The following is a 16,421-nucleotide window of genomic DNA, read 5'->3' on the forward strand; positions in this document are numbered from 1 at the left end:
CCGCCCCTTGTGCCGCACTCGCCCTCAGGCGGCCAGCCGGCCCAGGGTGAGGTGCAGCACGCGGTCGCAGCGCGCGGCCAGGGCCTCGTCGTGCGTGACCATCACATAGGCCATGCCCTGCTCGCGCGCGAGGCCGAGCATCATCTGGAACACGGTGTCTGCGGTGCGGCGATCGAGGTTGCCGGTGGGCTCGTCGGCCAGCACGCAAGACGGCCCGCCCGCCAGCGAACGCGCAATTGCCACACGCTGGCGCTCGCCACCCGACAACTCCGAAGGCCGGTGATGCACGCGGGCCGCGAGGCCCACCTGTGCCAGCACCGCCTGCGCCTTCTCACGCGCCAGGGCCTTCGGCAAGCGGCGGATTCGCAGCGGCATGGCCACGTTGTCCAACGCCGAGAACTCCGGCAGCAGATGGTGGAACTGGTAGACGAAGCCGAGCTGCTGGTTGCGCCATTCGCCTTGCGCAGACGCACTCATCGTGGCGAAATCCCGCCCCTGCAGCTCGACCTTGCCCTGCGTGGGCGCGTCGAGCCCACCGAGCAGATGCAGCAGCGTGCTCTTGCCCGACCCCGAAGCCCCCACGATGGCGATCGTTTCGCCACGCTCCACGCGCAGGTCCACGCCCTGCAGCACGGGCACGTCGAGGCCGCCTTCGGTGAAGCGCTTGTGCAGGCCCTGCGCCACGATCACCGGCTTGTTCGCCCCGTCATTCATAGCGCAGCGCCTCGGCGGGTTGCACGCGGCTGGCGCGCCAGCTCGGGTAGATGGTGGCCACGAAGGCCAGCAACAGAGAGATCAAGGTGATGGGAACAATGTCACCCGCCTGCGGCTCGCTCGGCATGCGGCTGATGAGGTAGATGCTGCCCGGCAGGAAGCTCGTGTGCAGCACGCGCTCGATGAAGGGCACGATCACATCGATGTTGCACGCCACCAGCAGCCCCATCAGCACGCCGCCCAAGGTGCCGATGACGCCGGACGTGGCCCCCTGCACCATGAAGATCCCCATGACAGAGCGCGGGCTGGCACCCAGCGTGCGCAGGATGGCGATGTCGGCGCGCTTGTCGGTGACGGTCATCACCAGCGTCGACACCAGGTTGAACGCCGCCACGGCAACGATGAGCGTGAGGATGATGAACATCAGGCGCTTCTCGATCTGCACTGCGGCGAACCAGTTGCGGTTCGTGCGGGTCCAGTCGCGCGCCAGGATGCGAGGCCCGAGCTGCGCCGACAGTTCGGACGCCACCTGTGGCGCCTGGTGCAGGTCATTCAGCCGCAGTTGCACGCCAGTCGGCCCTTCGACACGGAAGAGCCGAGCCGCATCATCCAGGTGGATCAGCGCGAGCGTGCTGTCGTATTCGTAGTGGCCCGAATCGAAGGTGCCCACCACGGTCATCTGTTTGAGCCGCGGCACCACGCCGGCCGGTGTGACCTGGCCGCCCGGGGCGAGGATGGTCACGTTGTCGCCGGCACGCACGCCGAGAGAGCGGGCGAGTTCGCTGCCCAGCACCACGCCCCACTGGCCGGGCACCAGCAAGGCGAGCGTGCTGTCCTTCAGCTTGGCGGCGAGGTCGGTGACGGTGGCTTCGTCGTTCGGCGAAATGCCGCGCACCACAGCGCCCCGCATCTCGTCGCCACGCGCCACCAGGGCCTGCGCGGCCACGAAGGGCGCCGCACCGATCACCTGCGGGTTCTTGCGGGCGGCGGCGGCCGTAGCCTGCCAGTCGTCCAGCGCGCCACCACCGATGTCCGACAACTCGATGTGCGCCACGATCGACAGCATGCGGTCGCGCACTTCTTTCTGGAAGCCGTTCATCACCGACAGCACGATGATCAGAGCCGCCACGCCGAGCGCAATGCCCAGCATCGACACACCCGAGATGAACGAGATGAAGCCGTTGCGCCGCCCGGCACGCCCCGCCCGGGTGTAGCGCCAGCCAATTTGAAGTTCGTAGGGCCAATTCATGTGGGGCGGATGCTACCTGAGGGGCCATCTGGCCCCGGTGTTCGGGCAGGGGCTGGTTGAAAGTGCACGAACGTCCAATAATCTCCTTGCCCATAACAGGCGCCACCAAGGCGCCACCATCCAGGAGACAAGCATGACTTCATTTCGACCCCTGTGGGTCGGCTGCGCGCTGCTCGCCAGCATCGCGACCCAAGCCGCCACCGTTTCTGCGCAGCGCCCCAACCTGTCGGACAGCCAGGCCGCGAGTTACACGAAGGCGGCTTACCTGCAGCGCGCCGGCACCATCGGTTCCTTGGTCAGCGACAACTGGAACCCCACCAGTGCCGGTGATGTCGCCGGCTTCACCGCCAAGTACACCGTAGCGGCCGACGGAAGCGGCACGCACAGCACGGTTCAGGACGCAATCAATGCCGCCAGCGGCAGCAACCGCGTCTATATCGCAATCAAACCCGGCACGTACCGTGGCGTGACCTGCGTGCCCAAGGGCAAGCCCCCGATCACGCTGTACAGCACCAGCAGCGACGCCGCGCAGACTGTGCTGGTCTACAACAACTACGCCGACAAGGCGAAGTGGTCGAGCACCGCAGCCAACCCATGCAACCCGCAGATCGGCGCGACCACCTACGGCACCACCGGCAGCGCCACGTTCACGGTGGCGGCGAACAACTTCGCGGCGAAGAACATCACCTTCTCCAACGACTTCAGCGAGAACACGAGCGGCAACCTGCAGGCGGTTGCGCTGATGACCACCGGCGACAAGCTGGTGTTCGAGAACGTGCGCGTGCTGGGCAACCAGGACACGCTGTTCCTGTCGACAGGCGGCTCCAACATCGTGGCGCGCGCCTACTTCAAGAGCAGCTACGTGCAGGGAGACGTCGACTTCATCTTCGGCCGCGGCACCGCCGTGTTCGAGAGCTGCACGATCAAGTACCTGTCGACGCGATGGGGCAACAACGGCAACCACATCGCACCGGCCACGGCCGCGGGCAACACCTATGGCTTCCTGTTCTCGGGCAGTCATTTCACCAAGGACAGCGGCACACGCAGCAACGCCATCTCGCTGGGCCGCAGCTGGGACGAAGGCGTGAGCACCGGCACCTACCGGGCCGGCGTGTCGCCCAACGGGCAGGCGGTGATTCGGGAGAGCACGCTCGACAGCCACATCAAGCTGCAGGCGCCCTGGGGCTCGTCGACCTCAGGCCGGATGTTCAGCGCATCCGGAAACCGACTGCGCGAGTACAAGAACACCGGCTCGGGTTCCTGACCAATCCGGTCGCAACAAGCAAACCAAGTTGCTCATCCAGCAACGCCCGCGGATCCGGCTTTGCCGGGCCGCTGGTTGGCGCCCCTCGGGGGCAGGAGCGCAGCGACTGGGGGGCTAACGTTCTATCCGCGCGTAGGCGCTGTGGTTGTGGATGGACTCGAAGTTCTCCACATCCACGCTGTAACGGCCGATGCGCTTGTCGGCGTTGAGCCGCAGGGCCACGTCACGCACGAGGTCTTCGACGAACTTCGGGTTCTCGTAGGCATGCTCGGTGACCCACTTCTCGTCGGCCCGCTTGAGCATCGGCCAGATTTCGCTGGAGGCCGACTCTTCGGCGAAGCGCACGAGCTCGGTCCACGCGACGGGTTGCAGCAACTCGGCGCGGATGGTGACGTGCGAGCGCTGGTTGTGCGCGCCGTAGTCGGAGATCTCCTTCGAGCACGGGCACAGCGACTTCACCGGCACCAGCACCTGCGACCACACGGTGGTCACGCCATTGACGGCCTCGGCGATCCAGCTGCCCTGGTAGTCGAGCAGGCTCTCCAGGCCCGACACCGGCGCGCGCTTGCGAATGAAAAACGGGAAGCTGACGTCGACATGCCCTTCGCTCGCGTGGAGCTTCTCGAGCATGGCCGTGAAGTGCGTGCGCAACGAGGCGGCATCGAGTGGCTCGCCGAGCGTGCCCAGCCACGCCACGAAGCGCGACATGTGCGTGCCCTTTTGCTCGGCAGGCAACGCCACGGCCATGTCCCACACGCCGATGGTCGGCTGGGTGGCATCGCCCATGCGCAGCGTCAAGGGATAGCGCACGGACTTCACGCCCACGCGCTGAATGGCAAGGTGGCGCTCGTCGCGCTCGCTTTGCGTGTCGGGGATGTGCAGCGTGTCTTTCAACGCGCTCTTGACGTCACTCATTTGATTCATAACAAGCAAGGATGACAGCTAACGCACGCCCTGGTGGGCCCAAGGTCATCGGGTCACGACCTCGCTAACCATGCGCCGCCGGCCTCAGCAGGGCCGGGCGTGCGCCAAAGCGTTGGAGGATCGACTTCTCGATGCCCGCGGCGTCCAGGCCACACAAGCTGAGAAGCTTGGCGGGGTCACCATGCTCAATGAATTCATCGGGCAAGCCCAGACTGAGAACCGGCACCTCGATGCGGGCCGCAGCCAGCGCTTCCTGCACTGCGCTGCCGGCGCCGCCCATGAGGCAGCCTTCCTCGATGGTCACGATTGCATCATGGCTGCGCGCCAGTTCCGTCACCAGCGCTACATCCACCGGCTTCACAAAGCGCATGTTGGCCACGGTGGCGTTCAGGCTCTCCCCGGCGGCGAGCGCAGGGTACAGCAAGGTGCCAAAGGCGAGGATCGCGATGCGCTCGCCTTGGCGGCGCACTTCACCCTTGCCCCAGGGCAGGTCGGTCAGCGCCGGGTCCACGGCCACGCCGGTGCCCGAGCCGCGCGGGTAGCGCACGGCGACCGGGTGATCCTGGTGGAAGGCGGTCGTCAGCAACTGGCGGCACTCTTTCTCGTCGGCCGGTGCCAGCACGCTCATGTTGGGAATGCAGCGCAGGAAGGCGATGTCGTAGGCACCGGCGTGGGTGGCACCATCGGCGCCGACCAGGCCGGCGCGGTCGAGCGCGAACACCACTGGCAGGTTCTGAATCGCCACGTCGTGCACGAGCTGGTCGTACGCGCGCTGCAAGAAGGTGGAGTAGATCGCCACCACTGGCTTCATGCCTTCGCAGGCCAGGCCGGCGGCAAATGTGACTGCGTGCTGCTCGGCGATGCCGACATCGAAATAGCGCTTGGGAAAGCGCTGCTCGAACTCGACCATGCCCGATCCCTCGCGCATCGCGGGTGTGATGCCGACCAGGCGCTTGTCGGCCTCGGCCATGTCGCACAGCCATTGGCCGAACACCTGCGTGAAGGTGGGCTTGGGCGGCGTGGCAGGCTTCTTGAGGCCTTCGGCCGGGTTGAACTTGCTCGGGCCGTGGTAGGCCACGGGGTCGGCCTCGGCGAGCTTGTAGCCCATGCCCTTCTTGGTGACGACGTGCAGGAAGAGCGGGCCCTTCATGTCGCGCAGGTTCTCGAGCGTGGGAATGAGCGAATCGAGGTCGTGGCCGTCGATCGGGCCGAAGTACGTGAAGCCGAATTCTTCGAATATGGTGCCGGGCACGACCATGCCCTTGGCGTGCTCTTCGAAGCGCCGGGCCAGCTCGAACAGCGGCGGTGCGTTCTTCAGCACGGTCTTGGCGGTATCGCGCGCAGCGGCGTAGAACTTGCCGCTCATCAGGCGCGCGAGGTAGCGGTTGAGCGCGCCTACCGGCGGCGAGATCGACATGTCGTTGTCGTTGAGCACCACCAGCATGTTGGCGCCGGCCACGCCACCGTTGTTCAGCGCCTCGAACGCCATGCCAGCCGTCATGGCGCCGTCGCCGATCACGGCCACCGAGCGGCGCTCTTCGCCATTGATCTGCGCGGCGATCGCCATGCCGAGAGCGGCGGAGATCGAGGTCGACGAGTGTGCCGTGCCGAAGGTGTCGTACTCGCTCTCGGGGCGGCGCGGGAAGCCCGACAGGCCGCCGAGCTGTCGCAGGGTGGCCATGCGGTCGCGACGGCCCGTGAGGATCTTGTGCGGATACGTCTGGTGGCCCACGTCCCACACGATGCGATCGTGCGGCGTGTTGAACACATGGTGCAGCGCAATCGTCAGTTCGACCGTGCCGAGGTTCGACGACAGATGCCCGCCTGTCTGCGACACGCTTTGCAGCACGTAGTCGCGCAGCTCGACCGCCAGCTGCTTGAGCTCGGTGCGCGAGAGCTTGCGCACGTCGGCCGGGCCGTCGATGGTCTTGAGCAAGTCGTGTTTCATCTTCAGGAATCCCTCTCCACCACGCGGTCTGCCAATTCGGCCAGCCAGGTCACGTCTGCAATCGCACTGCGCTTCAAGGCCGCATGGGCCTTCTCGCGCAACTGGCGCGCGTGCTGCCGGGCCGCGTCCAGGCCCAGCACCGACACGTAGGTGGGTTTGTTGTTGTCCAAGTCTTTGCCGGCCGTCTTGCCCAGGGTCTCGGAGGCCTGGGTGACGTCGAGGATGTCGTCGACAACCTGAAACGCCAGGCCGATGGCATCGCCATAGTCGGACAGCGCCTGCCAGCAGCCCGGCTGACACTCGCCACAGGCGGCCCCCATCAGGACGCTGGCCTGCAGCAGCGCGCCTGTCTTGCGGCGATGCATGTTGCGCAAGCCGGCCTCGTCGAGCTGCAGTCCGATGCTGGCCAGATCGATGGCCTGGCCACCGGCCATGCCGGCATGGCCTGCTGAACGCGCCAGCAGCGCGCACAGCCGCGCTTGCAAGGCGGGCGCCACGCCATCTTCAGGGGTGAGAATCTCGAACGCCAATGCCTGCATGGCGTCGCCGGCCAGCATGGCCTGCGCTTCGCCGAACTGCACGTGCACCGTGGGCTTGCCGCGGCGCAGCACGTCGTTGTCCATGCAGGGCATGTCGTCGTGGACCAGCGAATACGCGTGGATCAGCTCAACCGCGCAGGCGGCACGCAAAGCGGGCTCGGCCGCGCCACCCACGGCGTGAGACGCCGCCAGAACCAGCAGCGGGCGCAGCCGCTTGCCGCCGTCGAGCACGCCATAGCGCATGGCGAGCCCCAGGCCGGCGGGCGCGTCGCCAGGCACCCAGGCCGACAGCGCCGACTCGACCATGTCGAGCTGGGCACGTGACCACGAGTCGAAATCGACGACGGGACTCATTCGTTCTTCCAAGGCTTCAATTGGCCGTCTTCAAGTACCTTGACCTGCGACTCGACCGCTTCCAGCCGTTCGCGGCAGAAGTTCAAGAGGTCGGCGCCACGGCGATAGCTCTGCAACAGGCCCTCCAGGGGCAGTTGTCCGCCTTCCATGGCCGCCACCAGGGCTTCCAGTTCGGCCAGGGCCTGCTCATAGTTGGCGGGCAGAGGGCTGGAAGTGGATGCGGGAGGTGCTTTGGCCATCAGGAGGGGGCAAAAGCGAGATTGTAGTCAGGCGGCCCGGACAGGAGCGTTGTCGGGGCGCACCAATTCCAGCCCTTCAGGGAGAGACCTCAAATTCGGGACGGCCACGCACCCGCTGGGTACAATCCCGCCCTCGCTGAATGACAGGGATCAAAACCCGTCCGCGCCGTGCGCAGCGACAACATCCCACCCGCCAGCAGTACCCGGGTGGCACGTTCACATCGGTTATAGGAAACCTCGGGATCATGCCTGACCTGAGCCTCGCTCTCCCCGCTCTTGGCCCCGCTTTAGAGCAATCTCGCACCCAACTCCCCGTATCTGCTTACTTCGACGGCGATCTTCACCGCCGCGAGATGGAGCTGATCTACCAGCATGGCCCCCGCTATCTCGGGCACGAGCTGGCGATTCCAGAGATTGGCGATCACTACGCCTTGCCCCAGGAGGGCGAAGGCCGGGCCTTGGTGCGCACCGCCCAGGGGATCGAGCTGATCTCCAACGTCTGCCGGCACCGCCAGGCCGTGATGCTGCAAGGGCGCGGCAACACCGGCCAGAACATCGTCTGCCCGCTGCACCGCTGGACCTACGACCTCAAGGGCCAGTTGATCGGTGCGCCGCACTTCCAGCAGGACCCCTGCCTGCACCTCAACCGGTACAAGACATGCACCTGGAACGGGCTCGTCTTCGAGGACAACGGTCGCGACATCGCTGCCGAACTGGCCCGACTCGGCCCACGCGCCGACCTCGACTTCAGCGGCTACGTGCTGGACAAGGTCCACATGCACGAGTGCGACTACAACTGGAAGACCTTCATCGAGGTCTACCTCGAGGACTACCACGTCGGCCCCTTCCACCCGGGCCTGAGCCAGTTCGTCACCTGCGACGACCTGGCGTGGGAGTTCGGCCGCGATTACTCCGTGCAGACGGTGGGCGTGAACAAGGGCTTCGCCAAGGCCGGCTCCGACGTCTACCTGAAGTGGCACGAAGCGGTGCTGAAGTTCCGTGACGGGCAGCCTCCCAAGCAAGGCGCCATCTGGCTGACCTACTACCCGAACATCATGGTCGAGTGGTATCCGCACGTGCTCATCGTGTCCACGCTCTACCCCAAGGGCCCGCAGAAGACGCTCAACGTGGTGGAGTTCTTCTACCCCGAGGAGATCACCGCGTTCGAGCGCGAGTTCGTCGAGGCCCAGCAGGCCGCCTACATGGAGACCTGCATCGAGGACGACGAGATCGCGTTGCGCATGGATGCCGGCCGCAAGGCCTTGTACGAGCGAGGCGACGACGAGGCTGGCCCGTATCAGTCGCCGATGGAAGACGGCATGGAGCATTTCCACGCCTGGTACCGGCGCGCCTTGAACTTCCGCGGGGGTTGATGGCCGCCACTTGCGCGGCGGTCCCGCCTGTCTCCCTGCGCATCGCACCCCTGGCCGGAGCCAAGCTATGAGCGCTCCGGTCCTGATGATCCTTGCGTCCTTCCTGTTCGCCACCATGAGCGTGTGCGTCAAGCTGGCGTCCGAGCTGTACAGCACCGGCGAGATCGTGTTCTACCGCGGTGCCGTGGGTGCACTCACGCTGGCCTTCGTGGCCTGGCGCCAAGGCGGCACCTTGCGCACCAAGGTGCCCGCCATGCATTTCTGGCGCAGCATCAGTGGGGTGATGGCGCTGAGCCTGTGGTTCTACGCCATCGGCAACCTGCCGCTGGCCACCGCCATGACGCTGAACTACATGTCGTCGGTCTGGATGGCGCTCTTTCTGATCGGTGGAGCAGTGATGCTCGGCACTTCTCGGGTCGATGGCCGGTTGATCGCCACCGTGCTGCTCGGCTTCGCGGGTGTGGCGCTGATCCTCAGGCCCACGATCGAGGAAAACCAGCTCTGGCACGGGATGATCGGGCTCATCTCCGGGATGATCTCGGCCACGGCCTACCTGCAAGTCACGGCGCTCGGCCGCGTGGGTGAGCCGGTCTACCGCATCGTCTTCTACTTCTCGCTCGGCGGCATGCTGATCGGTCTGATCAGCACGCTGTGGACCGGCATGCATGCCCACACCTGGCGCGGTGCAGCCCTGCTGCTCGCCGTGGGCGTGCTCGCCACCACTGCGCAGACGATGATGACGCGCGCCTACAGCACCGGCAAAATGCTGGTCAATGCCAGCCTGCAGTACCTGGGCATCGCCTTTTCGTTCGTGTATGGCGTGCTCTTGTTCAATGACAAGATCACCTGGATGGCGCTCGCCGGCATGCTGCTGATCGTCTTCGCGGGCCTGGCCGCCACCCTGCTGCGCAGCAAGGCGGCTTTCGCTGACACCAGTTCCCCGACTGAAAGCTGACGCCATGCACCCTCTCATCAGCGCGAACGAACTTCTTTCCGGCAGCCTCCAGCCCATCCTGCTCGACTGCAGCTTCGATCTCGGCGACCCGGCCGCGGGCGAACGCAGCTATGCCGAAGGCCATTTGCCCGGCGCGCACTACGTGCATCTCGATCGGGATCTCTCGGCGCCGAAGACCGGCCTCAACGGGCGCCACCCACAGCGCAGCCGAGCCGAGTACGCGCAATGGGCGGGTCGGCTTGGCATTGCTCCGGGCACGCCGGTCGTCGCCTACGACCGGCAGGGCGGCATGTATGCCGCGCGTGCATGGTGGCTGTTGCGCTGGCTCGGCCACAGCCATGTCGCGGTGCTCGATGGCGGGCTCGCCGCCTGGGAGCAGGCTGGTGGGGCCTTGACGCGAGAACTGGTCGTCCCACGCCAGGCTGCGCCCTACCCCGACCGCGAACCCCTCGTGGCCATGGTCGATGCTGGCGAGTTGCAGGCGCGCCTCGCCGAGGTCCAGGTGATCGACGCCAGAGCACCCGCCCGCTTCCGTGGCGACGTTGAACCGCTGGACAAGGTCGCAGGCCACATCCCCGGCGCAGCCAATCGTTTCTTCATGGATAACCTGCAGGCCGATGGCCGCTTCAAGCCTGCAGAGCAGTTGCGTGCCGAGTTCACGCCCCTGCTCGGGCCGCGCCCTGTCGTGCACCAGTGCGGCTCGGGCGTGACGGCCTGCCACAACATCCTTGCGATGGAAGTCGCGGGCCTGGGCAGCACCCTGCTCTATCCCGGCTCGTGGAGCGAATGGAGCAGCGATCCTGCGCGCCCCATGGTGCGCGGCCCGGGAGCGAGCACTGCGCCGTAGGGCAGCACCTACAGCGCGACACACTGCCCGCCCGGTTGACCCGTCCCCGGCCTCGGGGTAACTTGGCACCGAATGGGCCCCGCGCACGCCCGCGCCGCCCGCTCTTTCAACAGGAGATGGTCATGTACAAGCGCATCCTCGTCCCCACCGACGGCTCCGACATCACCAAGAAGGCGATCGACACCGCCATCGGGCTCGCCAAGACGCTCAACGCCACGCTCTTCACGGTGAGCGTCAAGGAGCCCTTCCCGTACAGCGCGATCTCCGAGATGCAGCCGACACCGCCGCAGGAGTTCTTCGACGCCCAAGAGCGCATCGCCGCCGCCCGAGTGAAGGACGTGCGCGACGCCGCCGAGGCGGCCGGACTGGCCTGCGAGGCTCACACCGTCGAGGCGCTGCACCCTTGGGAGGCCGTCATCGACCACGCCTCACGCAACTCGTGCGACTTGATCGTCATGGCCTCGCACGGGCGCCGCGGCGTCACGGCCCTGCTGCTGGGCAGCGAGACCCAGAAGGTGCTGACCCACACGACCGTGCCCGTGCTGGTGGTGCGTTGACCGACCAGCCACACTCAGGCGCGTTTTGACGACGCCAGGGTGACCCCGGCCAGCACCAGCACCGTCCCCACCATCAGCACGGGCGTCAGGGGCTCGCCAAGGAGCCACACGCCCATGGCGATGGTCGAGACGGGCCCCACCATGCCCACCTGGGCAGCCAGCGCCGATCCGATGCGCTCGATCGCCATCATCACCATCAGGATCGGCGCCACGGTGCAGGCCACTGCGTTCAGCGCCGACAACCAGAACACCGGTTCGGGCACGATCAGCGCGCCGAGCGGCTTCACCGCCACGAAGTGGAGCAGGCAGAAGACGCAAGCCGCGCTCGATGCGAGGCCGGTGAGCCGCATGGCGCCCACGCGCTTCACGACCTCCCCGCTCGCGATCAGGTAGACCGAGTAGCTCACCGCACTCGCGAACACCAGGGCCGCACCCAACGCGGCGTGCGAGCCCTCGACGTGCAACTCCCGACCGAAGACCACCGCCGTGCCCAGGTAGCTCACGCCTGCCGCAGCCCACTGGCGGCGCGTCACCGGCCGCTTGACCCACAGCACCGACAGCAGCATCACGATGGTCGGGCCGAGGTACAGGATGAGCCGCTCGAGGCTCGCGCTGATGTACATCAGCCCATAGAAATCGAACATGCTCGACGCGTAGTAGCCCGAGAACCCGAGCCCCAGCACAGCCGCCACGTCCCGGCGCGCGAGTGGGGGCTTGCCGCGCCCGGCCCACGCGGCGAGCAGCAGGAACATCGGCAGCGCGATCAGCATCCGCCACGCCACCACGGTGACGGCGTCGACACCGTACTGGTACATCAGCTTGGCGAGGATGGCCTTGCCTGAAAAGCCGATCGATCCGGCGAGCGCCAGCGCGATGCCCAGGCCGCGGCCGGTGGGTGCCTGGCGTGCCGGGGCGGCAATGGAAGTGTGTGAACTCATGGTGTGCCCACTGTCGCTGCCGTCGTTCATTCTGTAAATTCTTCTCTACGGAACACTTCCATACGCCAAACCTATGATCAACTTTCGACTTGTGCGGCACCTCTGGCTGTTCCTGGCCGTGGCCGAAGAGCAGAACTTCGGCCGCGCCGCACGGCGACTGGGCATGTCGCAGCCGCCACTCACCGAGCAGATCCAGGTGCTGGAGCAGGCCCTCAAGGTCAAGCTCTTCGAGCGATCGCGCCGTGGGGCGCAGCTCACGCATGTGGGCCGGGCCATCCTGCCGGCGGTGCGCAAGTTCGTCGATCAACTGGAGCACCTCGAGATCGCCGTGCGCGAGGCGGTGGCCGGGCAATCCGGCACGCTCACGATCGGCGCCATCTCATCGGCGCTGCTCGAGGTGGTGCCGCCTCTGCTGGAGGAGCTGCGCGCACAGCGGCCCGACCTGAGCATTTCGGTGCGCGAAATCGACAGCGCCGAGGCCCTGCCCGCACTGCAAGCCGGCGACATCGACCTCGCTTTCGCACGCCTGCAGCCCGACAACAGCGACACCATCGCCACCCTGCCGATGGCGCGCGACCGCCTCTCGGTCGCGCTGCCCGGCTCGCACCCGATGGCCGCCAAGAGCCGCATCAAGCTCGCCTCGCTGTCCGACGAGTTGTTCGTGATGTTCGAGCGGCGGCTGAGCCCCGCCTACTTCGACAGCATCATCGCGGCCTGCCAAGCGCAAGGTTTCTCGCCGCGCATCCTGCGCGAGGTGCGAAGCGTGACCACGCAGGTGGCTTTCGTGGCCTGCAACCAGGGCGTCGCGCTGGTGCCGTCAGACCTGCTCGCGCTGGCGCCGCAGAACGTTACCTTTCGCCCCCTGGTGGAGCGGATCAGCACCGTGGCAACCGCCGCGGCATGGAACACGCAGCGCATGACGCCAGCGCTTCAGTTCGCGGTGGATGTCATGCGGGTACACACCAAGCTCGGCCGCGCACCGGCCGCCAAGAGCGTTCAGTGACTGTGGCCGTGCACCATCTGCAGCACCAGCACGATCACCAGCATGCCGGCACCGAGCCAGGCGAGTTGAATCGCGGTGTCCCGGATCGACAAGCGGTGCTGCAGTTGCGGGATCAGGTCGGCCACGGCCACGTAGATGAAACTGCTCGACGCCACGACCAGCAGGTAGGGGAAGAGGTCGACCCAGGGCCCGACGATGAAAAAGCCCAGCACGCCCCCCACCACGGCCGCAAAGCCTGAGATCGCGTTGTAGAGCAGCGCCTTGCCCCGAGACAGGCCGGCGTTGACGAGCACGATGTAGTCGCCCACCTCCTGCGGAATCTCGTGCGCGATGATGGCCAGCGCCGTGACGAGCCCGAGGTGCGAGTCGGTGAGAAAAGCCGCCGCGATGATGATGCCGTCGCAGAAGTTGTGGATGCTGTCGCCCATCAGCACGCTCCAGCCGCCGCGCCCAGCCTGCTGCTGATCGAAGTGGTGGTGATGGTGGTGGCCGTCCCCTTGGTGGTGGTGGCTGTGGCGGTACAGCTCGGCCTTCTCCAGCAGGAAAAAAAAGATCAGCCCCGCCAGCAGCGTGCCGAACAGCGCATGCGGGCTGGCCGTGCTCTCGAAGGCCTCGGGCAGCACGTTGAGCAGGGCGGTCGCCAGCAGCACGCCGGCCGACAGGCTCACCAAGTGGTGCACCACGCGGCCCAGTACCTTCACCGTGAGCGTGGCGGCGATCAAGACGGAAAGCAGGCCGCCGGCAAACGTGGCCGCGACGATATAGAGAAGTGTCATGAGGGGCGCAAGCGAGAACGCCTCGAGTGAGCCACGCACTGCGCACGACCCGGGCAAGGCGCGAAGCTTAGCGCGTGTCTGCACGCCACCACTTGGGCGTGACGCAATTCACGGGCCCGCGCCCACCCCATCTCCGGGGCTGGCCCGCGAGAAATGGGCAGTATTCGCGCGAAACCGCATGCGCGTGCACTGAGCGGCCGCGCGGCCCCTTGCGCGGCCGCTGGGCTGCGGCAATCCTTGCTGATCACCCCATCGTGTCACGCGTCGGGGCCCCTCGTTTTGATTCACCGTGCCCATGTCCACCGCCGTCCTGACGGAGAACACCAGCGCGCTCGCCACCGAGACCGAGCTGTCCGAGCTGCTCGATCCGCCCAGCAACGACCTGCGCGGGCGGCTGCGCGCCTTGCAGGTTCAGGCCGTGCTGGTGCTCACCCCCATGATCGTGGCAGCCAATGCGGTGGGTGTGAGCACGCTGTGCCTGACCTTCCGCGACCGCGTTCCGGCGGCCATGCTGGCCTTGTGGGCGCTGGCCATAGGCTGCGGTGTGGCGATGGGCCTGCGCGCCTGGTCACGCATGCGGCGCGGTCATGTGCCACGGTATGCCTCGGCACGCGCCACCACGCACGCGTGGCGGCACGCACTGATCATGGGCGCCCTATGGGGGTTGCCCCTGCCGCTGATGAGTTCGGTCGCGTCGCCGGCGCAGTTCCTCATCCTCACGAGCATCACGGTGGGCATCATGTGTGCGGGGTCGGCGGCTCTGGCGCCCTTGCACAAGGCTGCCACCGTTTTCCTCGCGCTGATGAGCCTGGGCGCGGGCGCGGCGGTGCTGCAGCTCGGGGTCGAGAGCGCGGCGCCGATGACCATGCTGCTGGTCGTGTACGTGGGCGTCGTGTTGGCGGGTACGCAGGCCTGGTCACGGATGTTCAAGGCCCGCGTGGTGGCCGAGTTGCGTGCCGAACGGCAGCGCGAGGTGATCGGCCTGCTGCTGCACGACTTCGAGCAGCATGCCGCGGACGTGCTCTGGGAGGTCGACAACGAAGGCCGCCTGCGCAAGGTGTCGCGCCGCATGGCTCGCCTGCTGGGGCGACCCGGCCGCGCGCTCGAAGGCACCAGCATGCTGGAGCTGCTGATGCGCCGCCAGCGCAGGCTGGGCGAACCCGCGGCGGCCGAAGGCGAAGCGGCGCTCACGCGCATTGCGCAACATCTGCAAGACCGCACGCCCTTTAGCCACATCGAGCTGCCGGTGAGCATCGCGCGGCGCACGGTGTGGTGGTCGCTCACCGCCAAGCCGGTGGAAGGTGGCGATGGCTGGCGCGGCGTCGTGTCCAACGTGACGGCGGCGCGCGAGGCGCAGCGCCACGTCTGGCAGCTCGCGCATTTCGACGCGGTCACGGCCCTCAGCAACCGCCACCATTTCCGTATAGAGCTCGACGACGCCTTGCAAAGGCTGCGCGGGTCCGGCGAGCAGATCGCCGTGCTCTGCCTCGACCTCGACGGCTTCAAGACCGTCAACGACGCTCTGGGCCACGACATGGGCGACCAGTTGCTGCGCGTGGTCGGCCAGCGCCTGCAGGCGGCTCGCCGCGAAGGCGACGTGGTTGCGCGCCTGGGCGGCGACGAGTTCGGCCTGATCGTGCGCGACGCCAACAGCCCCGACGAGGTGGCACTCGTCGCCGGCCGGGTGCTGTATGCCCTGAGCAAGCCGTGCGAGATCGGCGGCGTGACGGTGCCGCTCGGCGCGAGCCTGGGCATCGCCCTCGCGCCCACCGATGGCCTGGATACCGACACCTTGCTCAAGAATGCCGACCTCGCCCTCTACGCCGCCAAGGGCGCGGGGCGCGGGCAGTTCAGCTTCTACACGCAGAGCATGGGCGCGCGCGTGGTGAAGCGGCTCGACATGGAGCGTGCGCTGCGCGAAGCGATCCCGGGCAAGCAGCTCCACCTGGTCTTTCAGCCGCAGATCCGCCTCGAAGACGGAAAAGTCTTCGCCTTCGAGGCCCTGCTGCGCTGGACGCACCCGGAACTGGGCGTGGTGCCGCCCAACGAGTTCATCCCGGTGGCCGAAGATGCCGGCCTGATCCACGAGATCGGCAAATGGGTGCTGCACCGGGCCTGCAAGGAAGCCCGCGCGTGGCCCGACCACGTGCGCGTGGCGGTGAACCTGTCGCCCCTGCAGGTCATGGCCCGCGACCTGCGCGCCGACGTGGCGCATGCACTGGCGGTCAGCGGCCTGCCGGCGCAGCGGCTCGAGATCGAGATCACCGAGTCGGTGCTGATGGACGACAACGGCAGCACGCTGGCCAAGTTGCACGGCCTGCGCGAGCTGGGCGTGCGCATCGCGCTCGATGACTTCGGCACCGGGTACTCGTCTCTGGCCTACCTGCGCCGCTTCCCGTTCGATCAACTCAAGATCGACCGCTCTTTCGTGAGCGAGATCGTGGCCCGCCCCGACGCCCGCGCCATCGTGCGCGCCACCATCGAGATGGCTCGCGCGCTGCGGATGGAAACGCTCGCAGAAGGCGTGGAGGACCAGGACGCCGCCGAACTGCTGCGTGAGCACCATTGCGGCGGTGTGCAGGGCTACCTGGTGGCCCGGCCGATGCCGCCCGCCGAGGTGAGGAAATTTCTGCGCTCGCGCGGCGAAGTGCCCGAACGCTGCGACATCGATCAGCCCTTGGCCCGAGCGACGCTGCCCCTGCCCACCGAGCCCTGATCGGGCGGCCCGCAAAGCCCGGAAA

At 67.0% G+C, this 16,421-nt stretch carries 15 protein-coding genes; 7 read left to right on the forward strand and 8 right to left on the reverse strand.

What is annotated here, in order from left to right; genetic code table 11:
- Window positions 1–24 precede the first annotated feature (24 nt).
- Entirely contained in the window at window positions 25–714 is a 690-nt protein-coding gene (locus AC1KAR_RS18450; protein WP_480320358.1) for an ABC transporter ATP-binding protein, read from the reverse strand.
- Window positions 707–1,963 carry a lipoprotein-releasing ABC transporter permease subunit gene (locus AC1KAR_RS18455; protein WP_480320360.1) on the reverse strand — a complete coding sequence of 419 codons (1,257 nt, stop codon included), beginning with the start codon at window positions 1,961–1,963 and terminating at the stop codon, window positions 707–709. The genes AC1KAR_RS18450 and AC1KAR_RS18455 overlap by 8 nt, the downstream gene beginning before the upstream one ends.
- A gap of 133 nt (window positions 1,964–2,096) precedes the next feature.
- On the opposite strand from AC1KAR_RS18455, the gene AC1KAR_RS18460 reads away from it, so the two are divergent.
- Window positions 2,097–3,227: a pectinesterase family protein gene (locus tag AC1KAR_RS18460; protein WP_480320362.1), complete on the forward strand. Its 1,131-nt coding sequence runs from the start codon at window positions 2,097–2,099 to the stop codon at window positions 3,225–3,227.
- A 114-nt stretch (window positions 3,228–3,341) separates the two neighbouring features.
- On the opposite strand, the gene folE2 is transcribed toward AC1KAR_RS18460, so the two are convergent.
- The 4 genes from folE2 to AC1KAR_RS18480 all read right to left on the reverse strand — a co-directional run bounded on the left by folE2 (window position 3,342) and on the right by AC1KAR_RS18480 (window position 7,231).
- Window positions 3,342–4,151, reverse strand: a complete 810-nt coding sequence (folE2, locus tag AC1KAR_RS18465; protein WP_480320364.1) for a GTP cyclohydrolase FolE2 — start codon at window positions 4,149–4,151, stop codon at window positions 3,342–3,344.
- Between the two features lie 64 nt (window positions 4,152–4,215).
- Window positions 4,216–6,099, reverse strand: coding sequence for a 1-deoxy-D-xylulose-5-phosphate synthase (gene dxs, locus AC1KAR_RS18470; RefSeq protein ID WP_480320366.1), 1,884 nt, complete (start codon window positions 6,097–6,099; stop codon window positions 4,216–4,218).
- A gap of 2 nt (window positions 6,100–6,101) precedes the next feature.
- Window positions 6,102–6,992, reverse strand: coding sequence for a polyprenyl synthetase family protein (locus AC1KAR_RS18475; protein WP_480320368.1), 891 nt, complete (start codon window positions 6,990–6,992; stop codon window positions 6,102–6,104).
- Window positions 6,989–7,231 carry an exodeoxyribonuclease VII small subunit gene (locus AC1KAR_RS18480; protein WP_480320370.1) on the reverse strand — a complete coding sequence of 81 codons (243 nt, stop codon included), beginning with the start codon at window positions 7,229–7,231 and terminating at the stop codon, window positions 6,989–6,991. The genes AC1KAR_RS18475 and AC1KAR_RS18480 overlap by 4 nt, the downstream gene beginning before the upstream one ends.
- A 245-nt stretch (window positions 7,232–7,476) precedes the next feature.
- Between AC1KAR_RS18480 and AC1KAR_RS18485 the strand changes: the two genes are divergently transcribed.
- The 4 genes from AC1KAR_RS18485 to AC1KAR_RS18500 all read left to right on the forward strand — a co-directional run bounded on the left by AC1KAR_RS18485 (window position 7,477) and on the right by AC1KAR_RS18500 (window position 10,963).
- Window positions 7,477–8,604, forward strand: a complete 1,128-nt coding sequence (locus AC1KAR_RS18485) for an aromatic ring-hydroxylating oxygenase subunit alpha (protein WP_480320372.1) — start codon at window positions 7,477–7,479, stop codon at window positions 8,602–8,604.
- A 67-nt stretch (window positions 8,605–8,671) separates the two neighbouring features.
- Complete coding sequence (locus tag AC1KAR_RS18490) at window positions 8,672–9,559, forward strand: DMT family transporter (protein WP_480320374.1); 888 nt, start codon at window positions 8,672–8,674, stop codon at window positions 9,557–9,559.
- Window positions 9,560–9,563: 4 nt separating this feature from the next.
- A complete protein-coding gene (locus AC1KAR_RS18495; protein ID WP_480320376.1) occupies window positions 9,564–10,406 on the forward strand; it encodes a sulfurtransferase in 843 nt (280 codons plus the stop codon).
- Between the two features lie 122 nt (window positions 10,407–10,528).
- Window positions 10,529–10,963: a universal stress protein gene (locus AC1KAR_RS18500; RefSeq protein ID WP_480320378.1), complete on the forward strand. Its 435-nt coding sequence runs from the start codon at window positions 10,529–10,531 to the stop codon at window positions 10,961–10,963.
- 14 nt (window positions 10,964–10,977) lie between these two features.
- On the opposite strand, the gene AC1KAR_RS18505 is transcribed toward AC1KAR_RS18500, so the two are convergent.
- A complete protein-coding gene (locus AC1KAR_RS18505; protein ID WP_480320380.1) occupies window positions 10,978–11,901 on the reverse strand; it encodes a DMT family transporter in 924 nt (307 codons plus the stop codon).
- A gap of 73 nt (window positions 11,902–11,974) precedes the next feature.
- Here AC1KAR_RS18505 and AC1KAR_RS18510 point away from each other — a divergent pair, with 73 nt between their 5' ends.
- Entirely contained in the window at window positions 11,975–12,904 is a 930-nt protein-coding gene (locus AC1KAR_RS18510) for a LysR substrate-binding domain-containing protein (RefSeq protein ID WP_480320382.1), read from the forward strand.
- On the opposite strand, the gene AC1KAR_RS18515 is transcribed toward AC1KAR_RS18510, so the two are convergent.
- On the reverse strand, window positions 12,898–13,680 hold the full coding sequence (locus AC1KAR_RS18515; RefSeq protein ID WP_480320384.1) for a ZIP family metal transporter: 783 nt from the start codon (window positions 13,678–13,680) through the stop codon (window positions 12,898–12,900). The genes AC1KAR_RS18510 and AC1KAR_RS18515 overlap by 7 nt on opposite strands.
- 295 nt (window positions 13,681–13,975) lie before the next feature.
- Between AC1KAR_RS18515 and AC1KAR_RS18520 the strand changes: the two genes are divergently transcribed.
- On the forward strand, window positions 13,976–16,396 hold the full coding sequence (locus AC1KAR_RS18520) for a putative bifunctional diguanylate cyclase/phosphodiesterase (protein WP_480320386.1): 2,421 nt from the start codon (window positions 13,976–13,978) through the stop codon (window positions 16,394–16,396).
- Window positions 16,397–16,421: the final 25 nt, after the last annotated feature.

Source organism: Piscinibacter sp. PDB1-1, assembly GCF_056675995.1.

Bases quoted from the DNA above. Each gene is read 5' to 3' on its own strand.
- AC1KAR_RS18475 (WP_480320368.1), bottom strand. From the start codon at position 6,992: ATGAGTCCCGTCGTCGATTTCGACTCGTGGTCACGTGCCCAGCTCGAC.
- AC1KAR_RS18505 (WP_480320380.1), bottom strand. From the start codon at position 11,901: ATGAGTTCACACACTTCCATTGCCGCCCCGGCACGCCAGGCACCCACC.
- AC1KAR_RS18450 (WP_480320358.1), bottom strand. From the start codon at position 714: ATGAATGACGGGGCGAACAAGCCGGTGATCGTGGCGCAGGGCCTGCAC.
- AC1KAR_RS18480 (WP_480320370.1), bottom strand. From the start codon at position 7,231: ATGGCCAAAGCACCTCCCGCATCCACTTCCAGCCCTCTGCCCGCCAAC.
- AC1KAR_RS18515 (WP_480320384.1), bottom strand. From the start codon at position 13,680: ATGACACTTCTCTATATCGTCGCGGCCACGTTTGCCGGCGGCCTGCTT.
- folE2 (WP_480320364.1), bottom strand. From the start codon at position 4,151: ATGAATCAAATGAGTGACGTCAAGAGCGCGTTGAAAGACACGCTGCAC.
- AC1KAR_RS18495 (WP_480320376.1), top strand. From the start codon at position 9,564: ATGCACCCTCTCATCAGCGCGAACGAACTTCTTTCCGGCAGCCTCCAG.
- AC1KAR_RS18500 (WP_480320378.1), top strand. From the start codon at position 10,529: ATGTACAAGCGCATCCTCGTCCCCACCGACGGCTCCGACATCACCAAG.
- AC1KAR_RS18455 (WP_480320360.1), bottom strand. From the start codon at position 1,963: ATGAATTGGCCCTACGAACTTCAAATTGGCTGGCGCTACACCCGGGCG.
- AC1KAR_RS18490 (WP_480320374.1), top strand. From the start codon at position 8,672: ATGAGCGCTCCGGTCCTGATGATCCTTGCGTCCTTCCTGTTCGCCACC.
- AC1KAR_RS18510 (WP_480320382.1), top strand. From the start codon at position 11,975: ATGATCAACTTTCGACTTGTGCGGCACCTCTGGCTGTTCCTGGCCGTG.
- AC1KAR_RS18485 (WP_480320372.1), top strand. From the start codon at position 7,477: ATGCCTGACCTGAGCCTCGCTCTCCCCGCTCTTGGCCCCGCTTTAGAG.
- AC1KAR_RS18460 (WP_480320362.1), top strand. From the start codon at position 2,097: ATGACTTCATTTCGACCCCTGTGGGTCGGCTGCGCGCTGCTCGCCAGC.
- dxs (WP_480320366.1), bottom strand. From the start codon at position 6,099: ATGAAACACGACTTGCTCAAGACCATCGACGGCCCGGCCGACGTGCGC.
- AC1KAR_RS18520 (WP_480320386.1), top strand. From the start codon at position 13,976: ATGTCCACCGCCGTCCTGACGGAGAACACCAGCGCGCTCGCCACCGAG.